We start from the raw sequence: 12317 nt of genomic DNA on the forward strand, positions 1-12317 counted from the left end.
GTGTTCAGGTGCAGCTGAGACGGCCTACGCCGACCACGTCGCGGAAGCGGCCAGCTTCTCGAGAGAGGTTGTGTCGGCGAGCGCGAGCAGCGCAGGGAGCGCGACGATCATCGCCGCAGTGAGCACCTTGCCGGCCGCTGGGAGGGTTGTGGGTAGCTCACGTCGGTCAATTCCAGACGACGGAGTTAGCCAGCTCCAGCATGGCGTTGCCGCCGTCCCCGGTGTTGCTGGACTCGGCGTTGAGGGTGAAGCCGTATGCCGTGCCCTCGTGGATCGTGATGATCAGCAGGCTGTAGCCCTTGGCGCTGCCCCGGGTGTACTCGCTCGTCTCGAAGGCCTTGACCTTCTCCCCGTCGATGTCGGTGAGGTTCACGTCCATCTCGGAGGTGGTGACGCTGAGCGACTTCTCCACCGCATCGCGCGTCTCGGTGAAGACGTCGTCGAGGGAGGTGTTCCCGACCTGCTGATGGGTGACGATCATCGTCGTCGGGAAGCTGGAGTGGCTGTCCGGGTCGTAGATCTCCAAGACCGCGTTGCTGGTGCCGGTGTCACCGGTCGCGTCCTCGTATCCCGGCGGCAGGTTGTAGCTGAAGCTTCCGTCCGTGGACTCGGCCGAGCCACCGTTCGAGTTCGAGGCGGACGCGCTGGTCTGCGTCGGGGAGCCGCTGCCCGAGGGGCCAGCCTCCTGCGACCCGTCGTCGCCGCCGCGGACGACGACGATGACCGTCACGATCGCCAGCACCGTGAGGGCGACGAGCGCGCTGATCAGCGCGGGAGTGAGGGTCTTGCGCGGTGGTGGACCGCCCGGGAGCGGCTGGCCATACGCCGGCTCCGCTCCCCGCGCGGTCATCATGGGGCGACCTCGATCATTCCCCTACGACCACTTGATCGTCTTAGCCAGTTCCACCAGGGAGCTGCCGGCATCGCTCTTGTTGCTCGGCAGGGTGTTGACGGTGATGAAGTAGAAGGTGCCGTCGTGCTTGGTCACGATCTGCGCCGAGGCGACATCCTGGTCGCCGTCCTTGTAGTCGCCCGTCGTCCAGGTGGTGTACTCCTCGCCGTCGATGTCCGGGAGAATCGACTCGTCGGGGCCGTCCGCGGACGTGGTTGTGCTGAACTTGCTCTCGATCTCCTTGCGGACCTCCTCGGCGGCCTGCTCGATGGTACCCGAGGAGGTGCCCGAGGTGACCACGATGTTCGTCGGGAACGAGGGGTCGCTGTCGAGGTCGGCAACGGTCAGGATGGCGCCGGGAACGTTGATCTCGCCCTGCGCGTCCTCGAAGCCGGGGGGCAGCTCGTAGCTGAACGAGCCGTCGGTGGCCTCCTCGGAGCCGCCAGGCGCGTCGCTCTCGCTGGTGTCGCTCTCGTCCGACTCGCTCTCGCTGGTGTCGCTCTCGTCGGACTCGCTGGTCTCCGCGGCCGAGGTCTTGGTCTGGGAGGCGGGGCTGCCCTCGCCCTCGGTCTCATTGGAGCAGGCGGCTGCGGCGAGCAGCACTATGGAGGCGGCTGCGGTCGCCACGGTGCGGCGGATAGTCGAAGTCATGCCTTCAACCATAGGTCGCTCGACCAGGCGTTGGCGTGGAGCCAGATGACGGTTTGGTGTACTTCCACCTGGCGATACACTCTGCGGGTGGCCCTGCAGATCCATGACCGCAGCCTCGACCAGCTCAGCCCGCGGCAGCTGCACGACATCATCCAGCTGCGTGTTGATGTGTTCGTCGTCGAGCAGGAGTGCCCCTACCCGGAGCTCGACGGCCGGGACGTCGAACCAGGGACGCGGCACCTCTGGCTCGAGCGCGACGGCGCGGTGGTCGCCGTCGCGCGCATCCTCGACGACGGCGACGTCTGGCGGATCGGGCGGGTGGCCGCCGCCCGGGGGAGCCGCGGCCTCGGGCTCGCGGGAACACTGATGGCGGCCGCGATCGAGCACTGCCCCGGCCGACCGATCGTCCTGAGTGCCCAGAGCCACCTGACGGAATGGTACGGCGGCTTCGGGTTCACCCCGGACGGCGCGGAGTACCTGGAGGACGGCATCCCCCACATCCCGATGCGGCGCGATGTGGAGCCTGCCTCCGCGAGCTGACTAGGCCAGGAACTGACTCAGCTCGACCAGCACCTCGTAAGCCTCGCTGATCAGATCGGCGTGCAGGTGAGCCACATGCCACAGGCGCGGCATCTCGACATAGGTGACGTCGGCCCCAGCTGCCGCAGCCTTGCGGACGAACCGTTCGCACTGCTCGCGCAGCACCTCGTCGCGGCCCACCTGCACGAGCGTAGGCGGAAGCGTCGAGAGGTCCCCGAAGATGGGACTGATTCCCGGATCGAAGCGGTCCTGGTCTCCGCAGTACTTCTCGGCGCTGGTGCGTCCCCACTTGGGGCGTACGACGATGTCGGCCCTGTTGCCGGCCGGTACGACGGTCAGGTCCACCCACGGTGCGACGAGCCCGAGCCGAGTCGGTGCGGCATCCGAGCCGGCCAGCTGCAGCGCGGTTGCGGCTGCCAGCCCACCGCCGGCGGAGTCGCCGCTGAGCGTGTAGCTGCCGTGGTCGGCGGCGACCGCGCGACAGAAGGCGAGGGCGTCGTCCAGCGCCGCGGGGTACTGGTGCTCAGGGGCCAGCCGGTAGTCCGGCAAGAACACGGCGCGGCCGGTGATCTCGGCGAGGTTCGCGCCAAGGTTGCGGTAGACCCGCGGTGAGCCGACGGTGTAGGCCCCGCCGTGCAGGTGCACCACCGCCGCCTGTCGGACGGGTTCGCCGACCGTGACCCGCAGCCCGGAGACCCCGCCCATCGTGACCGCCTCGGTGCGGGTGCCCCTCGGGGCGGCGGGCGAGCTCCCCCCGACGATCTCCAGGTAGCGTCGCTGCGCCCGGTACGGCAGCGGCCCACCGAGACCTGGTCGCTGGACGACCTTCACGATGCGCCGGACCACGGGATAGGGCAGGTTGAGCCTGCGGGTCACGCGCGCACCTTGCCGAGGTCGTGCTGTGCCGTTACTTTCGGCTGCTGGTCGCTGTCTCGCCCCACGGCCCGGCCGACGACTGGCTGGTAGCCCGAGCCGAGCAGTCGGACGACGAGGTCGAGCACCTTCGCATCGGTACCGACGAGGGCACGCGCCTTGTTGCGGCGCACCGCCCGCCAGATCACCTCGGCGGCTCGCTCCGGTGTCGTGCGCGCCAGGTTCTCGTCGAAGTGCGCGGCGACCTCCGCCGGATCGTGCAGCGCGTCGCCGCGGCCGCTGCGGGCGATCGAGGTCTTGATGCCTCCGGGATGCACGCACGTGACCCCGACGGGGTGGCCGGCGTCCTGCATCTCCATCCGCAGCGCTTCGGTGAACCCGCGAACTGCGAACTTCGCTGCGTTGTACGCCGACTGGCTCGGCACGGCAAGGAGCCCGAACAGGCTGGAGATGTTGACCACGTGACCGTCACCGCTCTCGACCAGGTGCGGCAGGAAGGTCTTGGTGCCGTGGACGGCGCCCCAGAAGTTGATGTTCATCAGCCACTCGAGGTCGTCGTACGACATGTCGATGACGTTGCTGGAGAGCGCGACTCCTGCGTTGTTGACGATGACGTTGACGTGGCCGAACCGCTCGAGAACCTCAGCGGCGTACGGCGTCCACGCCGCACGGTTGGCGACGTCGAGGCGGGCAGTGTGCAGATCGGCGCCCGATCCGCACATCCGCGCGGTAGCTGCCAATCCGTCCGCGTCGATGTCGGAGATGGCCAGTCGGGCGCCTTCGCCGGATGCCTGGATGGCCAATGCGCGGCCGATACCGGAGCCGGCCCCGGTGATGACGACGGTCTTGCCGTGCAGCGTCTGCATGGACGCAGGCTAGTTCGCTGTTGAACACCGGTCAATAACGATGGTCGGCGGTGGCTGCCGACGACGGCGCCTGCCTACGATGGCAGCTATGCGAGAGGGATCGGCGTGAGCGGCACGGTACGGCGTACCCGGCTGGCATCTCACGAACGCCGCGCACAACTGCTGGCCATCGGTGTGGCAATGCTCGCGAACCGACGGCTGGAAGACCTCGCTATTGACGACATCGCCGACCAGGCGGGCATCTCCCGAGGACTGCTGTTCCACTACTTCGACTCGATGCACGAGTACCAGGTCGCGGTGACCGAGGCGGTCATGGACGACCTCGTCGAGCGACTAGCCCAGCCGACTGCCGAGGACGGTTCGCCTGCCGAGCGCCTTCGAGGATCGCTGTCGGTCTACATCGACTACATCGCGGAGCGGCCGGAGATGTACCGGTCGGTGATCTGCGGCGCGGCGTCCGGCCATGAGCGGGTGCGGGTGCTTGCGGATCGCACCCGTGAGCAGATCGTCGATCTGCTGCTGTCCAGCCTGCGCTCGGACGACGACACGGGAGTCCTCGCCCAACCGGCCGCCCGCCTGGGCGCGCACGCGTGGATCGCGATGACCGAGGAGCTCGCGACGCGCTGGCTGGAGAATCCGGTGATCGACCGCGACGCGCTGATCGGCCGAATCGTCGCCGCCTTGCCCGGCCTGCTCGGCGTGGAGACGATCGAAGGATTGGGCTAGTACTCCGGACGACGTCCGCGGCCGGAGCTCCGACGTGGCGGGAGTTAGGTGCGGCGTCGCAGGCCGATTGTGGCACCCGCGCGGCGTACCGGGCCGAGGGCAATGCTGGGCAGAATGTCCGCGAGAAAGCCGTACTCGCCGAGCTGCTCACCGCCGCTGCCGGCCTCGATGTTGTGCTGGTACCAGCTGGAGATCTCGCCCCAGCCGGGAGCGGCCAGCGAGCCGCCGAAGTGCTGGACTGACAGCGCCGCGCAGAGATTGGCGAACCGCAATCGGTCGCCGAGCTGCCAGCCGGCCAACGTCCCGACCATGAAGCCGGCGCCGAAGACGTCACCGGCACCGGTGGGGTCGATCGCGTCGACGTGGATGCCGGGGATGTCGGCGGTCTCGCCCGTGCGCTGGTCGATCGCGTAGGCGCCGTTGCGGCCGCGGGTGACGACGATGACCGGAACGTGCTCGGCCAGCGCGGCGGCCGCCCGCTCGGGCGAGTCCGTGCGGCTGAGCACCATCGCCTCGACCGCGTTGGGCAGGAACACGTGACAGTCCCGCAGGCGCTCAATCATCTGCTGGGACCACGCCTGGCTGGTGTCCCAGCTGAGGTCGGCGAACACCAGCGCGCCCGAGTCGTAGGCATGCCGCACCCACCGCTGCTCCTCGAGCTCGAGCGCGGCGAAACACGCTCGCGAAGCCGGCGGCGATCCGATCATCTGATCAAGGGCCTGCGGGGCTGGGTGCCCGTGGGTGATCATCGTGCGATCGCGCTCCAGCGCCATCGACACCGTGACCGGCGAGTGCCATCCATCGAAGCGCCGCGATGCCGACAGGTCGATGTCCTCCTGTCCGCCCAGGGTGTCCCAGCAGTAGTCGCCGTACATGTCGTCCCCGAAGGCAGCAGCCAGCCAGGTGCGCAGCCCGAGCCGGCGCATCGCGACCGCCATGTTCGCCATCCCACCCGGGCTGGAACCCATCCCCGGCGCCCACTCCTCGGTGCCGAGACGCGGCATCTCCGCCAGCCCGGTGAAGACAATGTCGAAGAACACCTGACCCGCGCAGAAGACGTCCACGAACGGGTCACCAGGGCGGCGCACAGAGGACAGCGGGTCGATCATCACCCGCGGGCTTTGGACTACCGCCTGTTGACCATCCTTCGCCTGCAGCGCGCCGAAGTCGCGGATCGCGCGTTCGGACGGCTCGAAGTTGGGCATGCTTCCAGGTTAGCCGCCCGACCCCGCCCCGCGCCCCGCTCGCGCGTGGCCGCCACCCGAGTAGTAGCCGGGGGCCGGGAAGCGATCCTGGTGTGTCAGGAGTTGATCTGGCGCAGTGCGTCGAAGGGCGCGTTCGAGCCGACCCGAGCCTCGATGCCCTGGGTCACGAAGTCCTTCGCGGACCGGCAGGCATCCAGCGGGCTGGCTCCCTTGGCGAGCTCGGCGGTGATCGCGGCGGCGAGCGAGCAGCCCGCGCCGGAGACGGCGTGCTCGCCGACCTTGGGCACACTGAGTACCTCGAGGGTCGCGCCGTCGTAGAAGACGTCGACGGCGTCCGGCCCCTCGAGCCGCACCCCGCCCTTGGCGAGGACGACGGCGCCGGACTTCTCGTGGATCGCCTTGGCGGCGGCGACGAGGTCGTCGACGGACTCGATCGAGTTCATGCCCGAGAGCGCCATCGACTCGAAGTGGTTGGGGGTGACTAGCTTCGCCAGCGGCAGGATCTGCGCCTTCAGCGCGTTGTCGGTGTCCAGTGCGGCGCCGGGCTCCTGCCCCTTGCAGATGAGGACAGGGTCGAGCACCAGGTTCTTCGGCTCGTACTGACGCAGCGCGTTCGCCACGGTCTCGATCGTGACGGGCGTACCGAGCATCCCGATCTTCACCGCATCCGGCGTGTAGCAGGAGAACTCGGCTTCGAGCTGGTCGGCGATGACCTCGGGGTCGACCGGCACGAACCGGTGGCCCCAGTCGTTCTTGGGATCGAAGCTGACGATGCAGGTGAGGGCGACCATGCCGAAGACGCCGCGGGCCTGGAAGGTCTTCAGGTCGGCCTGGCAGCCGGCGCCGCCGGTGGCCTCGGAGCCGGCGATGGTCAGCGCGATAGCGGGTGCAGAGTTGCTCATCGGGCCAGTATGCGCTCAGTCCAATCCGCCGATGTGGCCTGCATCCGGTCCGGGTCTACAGGTCCAGCTCGCCGCGGACGCCGATCACACAGTCGCCGCCGACCCAGATGTCATCGCCGTCTCGGGAGACGTGGATCCTGCCGCGCCGCTTCATCGCGGTGCCCTGCTGCGCAACGTATCGCTCGGGTGCCCGCCCCTCGCCGATCAGCCATTGCGCGAGGCTGGCGTTCAGGCTGCCGGTGACCGGGTCCTCGAGGATGCCGAACTGGGGACAGAAGGCGCGCACCTCGTAGTCGGCGGTGCCGCCGGTGCGGCACGGGCCGATCACCCCGATCTTGTAGTCGGCGAACGCCGACCAGTCCGGACGCAGATCGAGGACGGCGTCGGCGTCCCCCAACAGCAGCCCGACCCATCCTGGGCCGTTGTCGCACCAGGACGCGGCGAGGACGTCATCGACGGGGATCCGTAGCGCAGCGGTGATCTGCTGGAGATCATCGGGGTCGACCGGTCCGCTGCGCAGCAGCTGCGGGGCGGCGAACGCGAGACGATCGTCGTCCTGGCGCAGCGTGATCAGCCCGAGGCCACACTCCTGAACGACGCGGCCGTCGGTGGCGGGGCGGCCGCCGGCGGCGAGCCAGGCCCGAGCGCTGCCCAGCGTGGGATGTCCCGCGAACGGTAGCTCTTCGCCGGGGGTGAAGATCCGAACCCGGTAGTCGGCCTCATCAGTGGTGGGCGGCAGCAGGAAGGCGGTCTCGGAGAGGTTGGTCCAGCGGGCGAAGGCGGCCATCTGCTCGTCGGTGAGGTCCTCTGCGTCGTGGACGACGGCGACCGGGTTGCCAAGCAGGAGCTCGTCGGTGAAGACGTCGACCTCGGTGTAGTCGTGCACGCCGACCAGGCTAGCGTTCGGCGTCCTTGTGGATGCGGCCGTCGAGCTCGCTGAGCCGCCTGCCGTCGCCGCCCCACTGCAGTGCGATGATCTCGGCCGCGATCGAGACGGCGGTCTCCTCGGGTGTGCGGGCGCCGAGGTCCAGGCCGACGGGAGAGCTGAGCTTGTCGATCTGGTCCTGCGGAACGCCGGCCGCGCGGAGTCGTTCGAGTCGGTCCTCATGGGTGCGACGCGACCCCATCGCGCCGATATAGGCGACATCGAGTGGCAGCGCCGCCTGCAGCAGCGGGACGTCGAACTTCGGGTCATGGGTCAGCACGCAGATGATGGTGCGCTCGTCCAGCCGTCCCGCCTCGACCTCGGACTGCAGATACCGGTGCGGCCACTCGACCACGACCTCGTGTGCATCCGGGAACCGCTTGGGCGTGGCGAAGACCGGACGGGCGTCGCAGACGGTGACCTTGTGGCCTAGGAACGTGCCGATCTTGGCGACGGCGGCGGCGAAGTCGATCGCGCCGAAGACCAGCATCCGACGCGGCGGCGCGTACGACGACACGAAGAGCGTCAGGTCGTCGCCGCGACGTTCGCCGTCGTGCCCGTAGTGCACCGTGGCGGTGCGCCCTGCAGCGAGCATGCCCCGTGCGTCGTCCGTGACCGCCTCGTCGAGCCGTGTGAGCCCCAGGCTCCCTGCGGTGCGGTCGTTCCAGATGATCAGCCGGTTGCCGAGCCGATCCTCTGGGCCGGCGACGCAGGTGACGACTGCGACCGGCTCGTGCTCCTCGATCGAGGTCGCGACCTGTTCCAGTTCGGGGAAGGTTCGCTTGCTGATCTCCTCGACGAAGACGTCGAGGATCCCACCGCAGGTGAGCCCCACCGAGAAGGCGTCGTCGTCGCTGATGCCATACCGGTGCAAGGCGGGATCGCTCTCACCGCTGACGACCAGCTTGGCTTCTTCGAAGACCGCGCCCTCGACGCAACCGCCGCTGACGCTGCCGAAGGCCTCGTCGTCCGGCCCCACGATCATCGACGCGCCCGCGGGTCTGGGCGCCGACCGGAAAGTCGCGACGACCGTCCCCATCCCGACGGCCTTGCCGTCGCGCCACCAAGGGAGCAGCTCGCTCAAGATCTCACGCATCGGCAATCAACCTCGCTAGTCGTTCGTAGGAGTCGAAGGAATGGCCGGCCACGAACTCGTCGATGCTCGGCAGAGCGGCCAGGATGCCGCCGGTCAACGGCTGGTAGCCCTCGTGGCCCTTGTGCGGATTCGCCCAGATCACCTTGTGGGCCAGACGATGCAGGCGACGCATCTGCTCACCGAGCAGCTCGGGGTCTCCGCGTTCCCAGCCATCACTGAAGATCACGACAATAGCGCGACGGGCCGTGCCCCGCTGGCCCCAGCGATCCAGGAACGCGCGCAGCATCTCGCCGAGCTGGGTGCCGCCGCTCCAGTCGGGGATCGCCGCCCCTGCTGCCTTCAGCGCCTTGTCGGGATCACGCTGACGCAGCTCGCGGGTCACCCGGGTCAGCCGCGTGCCGAGCGTAAAGACCTCCGTGGCGACCGGGTTGCGTCGTACGGCGGCGTGGCAGAAGCGGAGGATGGCGTCGGAGTACGGTGCCATGGACCCGCTGATGTCGCCGATGATCACGAGCTTGCGGGGCCGCACTCGCCGATCGCGCCACTCGAGGTGCGCCAGCTCTCCGCCGGTGCGCATGGCAGCGCGAATCGACCGGTGTGCGTCGCTCACGCCGCTGTGTGAGTGCCGGAACCGGCGCGAGCGACGGGACGACGTCATCGGGGCGAGCAGCTCGAACATCTGCTTGAGCGCCTGACGATCTGACTCGCTCAGGTCGGCGAAGTCCTTGTGTCGCAACACTTCCTGGTCGGTGGCCTGGCCCGGGATCGGGTCGTCGTCCGCGTCCTCACGCTCGCTGCTTTCCGACGCATCGATGCCGATCGGCATATGGACCGGGCGAGGCTGCTCGACCGGTAGGCCGCGGTTCTTGATCGCTTCCTTGCCTTCGAAGTAGGCGGCGAAACCGGCGTCGTACTTCTTCAGGTCGTCGGGGCTGACGCAGAGGGTGAGCCGTCCGGCCCAGTACACGTCGTCCTGCCGCAGTACGTCGAGCTGGTGCACCGCCTGCAGCATCGAATGGGTGCGGTCGGGGGTGACGTCGACTCCTGCCACCCTCAGCATCCGAGCGAACCCGAGCAGGATCTCATCCACGCCGCGTGGGTCGACCGCCGTCTCCTTGTCGGCGTAGTGGAGCATCCAGCCCGCGGTCATGACTACTACCCGCCGAGCAGCTTGTCGAGGTCGCCTGCGATCACGCGCTCGGAGTCCTCGCGGTACTTCAGCACGGCCCCGAGGGACGTCGCAGCGTTCTCTGGGGTGAGCTCGCGGACGCCGAGCAGGTGCAACGCCTGCACCCAGTCGATCGCCTCCGCCACGCCGGGAGGCTTGAGCAGCTCGGCCTGGCGCAGCTTGCCGACCGCGCCGGCGACCTGCCGGCTGAGCGACTCGCTGACCTCCGGGAGTCGGCGACGGATGATCTCGACCTCGCGGTCGAAGGCCGGGTGCGCGACCCAGTGATAAAGGCAGCGGCGCTTGAGCGCATCGTGCACCTCACGGGTGCGGTTGGAGGTGATGACCGTCAGCGGCGGCGTCTCGGCCTTGATGGTGCCGAGCTCGGGGATGGTAACCGAGGACTCGGCCAGGATCTCCAGCAGGAAGGCCTCGAACTCGTCGTCCGCGCGATCGAGCTCGTCGATCAGCAGCACGGCCGGGCTGGTCTCGAGCGCCTGCAGCAGAGGCCGGGCGATGAGGAAGCGGCGGTCGTAGAGCTCGTGCTCGATCTGCTCGCGGCCGGCCGACTGGTCGCTCTCGGCGGCCCGCAGGTGCAGCATCTGGCGGGCGAAGTCCCAGTCGTAAAGCGCCTGCGAGGCATCGATCCCCTCGTAGCACTGCAGCCGGATGAGCGTGGCGTCGAGCACTTCGGCGAGCGCCTGCGCGAGGGCCGTCTTGCCCACGCCGGCGTCGCCCTCGAGGAACAGCGGCCGCCCCATGCGCAGCGCGAGGAAGGCGGCCGTCGCCAGACCCTCATCGGCGATGTAGTCGGTCTGATCCAGCGCAGCCGCCAGCGCCTGGGGATCGTCGTACTGCTTCATCGCCATGCGCTGACTGCCTTCCGTGTGGGAACGCGCCCAGTCTATGCACCGGGTCAGGACGGGAGTTCGGCTTGGGGGACGCCGGGGGCGGGGGCGTCGACCAGGCTGGCCGCCAGGCGGCTGGCCGTGCGCTGGACGGACCGGAAGCGAAGTCGCGGGATCGACACGATCGCGATCGCCGCCGCGAGTATCGCGACACCGGCGGGCAGCCAGAAGCTGAGCTGTGCCCCGTACCGGTCGACCAGCGAGCCGCCGCCGGCGCCCCCGATCGTGACGCCGCCGATCAGCGAGGTCGTGGACCAGGTGAGTGCCTCGGTGAGTGCGGCGGGCGGCACGATCCGCTCGATCAGGACCGTGGCCGAGATCAGCAACGGCGCGATCGCGAATCCGGCGATGAAGATCAGGATCGTGCAGAGCCATAGATTGCTGGCCAGCAGCAGCAGCGGGGCGAGCAGGCCGAACATTGATGCGGCGACGACGAACTGGGCTCCGACCGACCGCTTGAAGCTGATGATCCCGAAGCCCAGCCCCGCGATCAGGCTGCCGGCGGCGTACGCCGCGAGGATCAGGCCTGCCACCCCCTTGCTGCCGGCTTCTTCCGCGAACGCGACCACGATGACGTCGATTGCGCCGAAGGCCACGCCACAACAGGTGAACACCAGTGCGACGGCGACGAACGTCGGTGTCAGCAGCAGCCGGGACGGAAACCGCGGAGCGTCCTTGCCACCTGGGGGCGGCTCGGTGCCCGTCTGCCCGGTGAACAACCAGCCGCCGATGATCAGCAGAGCGGTGGCGACGACGACTCCCGCCCACGGCGCCAGGCCGGTGGCCAGGAAGGTCGCCAGCGGGGGCCCGACGATGAACACGATCTCGTCGACGGCCGACTCCCAGCTGAAGGCGCGCCGCTGCAGGTGCCCGCTGCCCAGCACGTGCACCCAGCGGGCGCGCACCATCGCTCCGATCGACGGCCCGAGCCCGCCGCCGATCGCCGCCAGCACGAACCACGTCCAGGTGGGCCAGGCCTCGGTGACCGCCAGCGCGAGCAGCAGCCATCCGACGGCCCCGGCGAGGATGATGGGCCGCGCCACGCGCGCCTGCCCGTACCGGTCCACCAGGCGAGCGGTCTGCGGCATGACAATCGCTCCGGCCAGCGCGGCCGTGGCCGACACTTTCCCCGCGAGCCCATAGCTGCCGGTCTGGGCCGACACCAGTAGCAGCGAGGCCAGCCCGAGTTGGCTGATCGGCATCCGGGCGATGAAGCCGGTTGCGCTGAACGCGCGTGTCCCAGGCGTGCGAAATAGCTCGGCGTACGACGTGAGCACCTGCGCCTCACTTGCGATCTCAGTGGTTGGCGTCGACCGCGGAGGCGACGGGCCGGTCGTCGTCCGGCCGGCCTGTTCAGGGTACGACTCGCGGATCGACCGTCGAGAGCGGGAGAGGTGCATCATTGACGTCCCTCGATGCGAATACTGGCCTCCCGCGGCTTAGCTGAGCGCACTACGTGCGCGCATCGATGAGCCTGGAGCCCAGGCAGCGAACGTCAGACACACCTCGTCACCGGACCGAAGAATATTCGGAGTATTAGGCCTCACACCGTTATTTACTAGCCG

The 12317-nt window shown here is 68.9% G+C and carries 13 protein-coding genes; 2 read left to right on the top strand and 11 right to left on the bottom strand.

What is annotated here, in order from left to right:
* Window positions 1-166: 166 nt before the first annotated feature.
* Entirely contained in the window at window positions 167-853 is a 687-nt protein-coding gene (locus tag DAA40_RS14395; RefSeq protein ID WP_106850425.1) for a hypothetical protein, read from the bottom strand.
* A 21-nt stretch (window positions 854-874) separates the two neighbouring features.
* Window positions 875-1543 (bottom strand): hypothetical protein, encoded by a 669-nt coding sequence (locus DAA40_RS14400; protein WP_106850426.1) that lies wholly within the window; start codon window positions 1541-1543, stop codon window positions 875-877.
* A gap of 87 nt (window positions 1544-1630) precedes the next feature.
* On the opposite strand from DAA40_RS14400, the gene DAA40_RS14405 reads away from it, so the two are divergent.
* Window positions 1631-2083, top strand: a complete 453-nt coding sequence (locus DAA40_RS14405; protein WP_234356395.1) for a GNAT family N-acetyltransferase — start codon at window positions 1631-1633, stop codon at window positions 2081-2083.
* Here the strand turns inward: DAA40_RS14405 and DAA40_RS14410 are convergent, their stop codons facing one another.
* Window positions 2084-2959 (bottom strand): alpha/beta hydrolase fold domain-containing protein, encoded by an 876-nt coding sequence (locus DAA40_RS14410; RefSeq protein ID WP_106850428.1) that lies wholly within the window; start codon window positions 2957-2959, stop codon window positions 2084-2086. It lies immediately after the preceding gene.
* Window positions 2956-3822: an SDR family oxidoreductase gene (locus tag DAA40_RS14415; RefSeq protein WP_106850429.1), complete on the bottom strand. Its 867-nt coding sequence runs from the start codon at window positions 3820-3822 to the stop codon at window positions 2956-2958. The genes DAA40_RS14410 and DAA40_RS14415 overlap by 4 nt, the downstream gene beginning before the upstream one ends.
* A 105-nt stretch (window positions 3823-3927) precedes the next feature.
* Between DAA40_RS14415 and DAA40_RS14420 the strand changes: the two genes are divergently transcribed.
* On the top strand, window positions 3928-4548 hold the full coding sequence (locus DAA40_RS14420) for a TetR/AcrR family transcriptional regulator (protein ID WP_158716459.1): 621 nt from the start codon (window positions 3928-3930) through the stop codon (window positions 4546-4548).
* A 44-nt stretch (window positions 4549-4592) separates the two neighbouring features.
* Here DAA40_RS14420 and DAA40_RS14425 read toward each other — a convergent pair whose 3' ends face one another.
* The 7 genes from DAA40_RS14425 to DAA40_RS14455 all read right to left on the bottom strand — a co-directional run bounded on the left by DAA40_RS14425 (window position 4593) and on the right by DAA40_RS14455 (window position 12155).
* Entirely contained in the window at window positions 4593-5753 is a 1161-nt protein-coding gene (locus DAA40_RS14425; protein ID WP_234356396.1) for a carbohydrate kinase family protein, read from the bottom strand.
* Window positions 5754-5848: 95 nt separating this feature from the next.
* Window positions 5849-6655: a bifunctional hydroxymethylpyrimidine kinase/phosphomethylpyrimidine kinase gene (thiD, locus tag DAA40_RS14430; RefSeq protein ID WP_106850431.1), complete on the bottom strand. Its 807-nt coding sequence runs from the start codon at window positions 6653-6655 to the stop codon at window positions 5849-5851.
* A gap of 55 nt (window positions 6656-6710) precedes the next feature.
* A complete protein-coding gene (locus DAA40_RS14435; protein WP_106850432.1) occupies window positions 6711-7541 on the bottom strand; it encodes a PhzF family phenazine biosynthesis protein in 831 nt (276 codons plus the stop codon).
* Between the two features lie 10 nt (window positions 7542-7551).
* Window positions 7552-8676, bottom strand: a complete 1125-nt coding sequence (locus DAA40_RS14440; protein ID WP_106850433.1) for an XdhC/CoxI family protein — start codon at window positions 8674-8676, stop codon at window positions 7552-7554.
* Entirely contained in the window at window positions 8669-9826 is a 1158-nt protein-coding gene (locus tag DAA40_RS14445) for a VWA domain-containing protein (RefSeq protein WP_234356397.1), read from the bottom strand. The genes DAA40_RS14440 and DAA40_RS14445 overlap by 8 nt, the downstream gene beginning before the upstream one ends.
* A gap of 5 nt (window positions 9827-9831) precedes the next feature.
* Window positions 9832-10713, bottom strand: coding sequence for a MoxR family ATPase (locus tag DAA40_RS14450; RefSeq protein ID WP_106850434.1), 882 nt, complete (start codon window positions 10711-10713; stop codon window positions 9832-9834).
* A gap of 47 nt (window positions 10714-10760) precedes the next feature.
* On the bottom strand, window positions 10761-12155 hold the full coding sequence (locus tag DAA40_RS14455; RefSeq protein ID WP_106850435.1) for an MFS transporter: 1395 nt from the start codon (window positions 12153-12155) through the stop codon (window positions 10761-10763).
* Window positions 12156-12317: the final 162 nt, after the last annotated feature.

This window comes from Blastococcus sp. Marseille-P5729, assembly GCF_900292035.1.
GTDB lineage: Bacteria > Actinomycetota > Actinomycetes > Mycobacteriales > Antricoccaceae > Cumulibacter.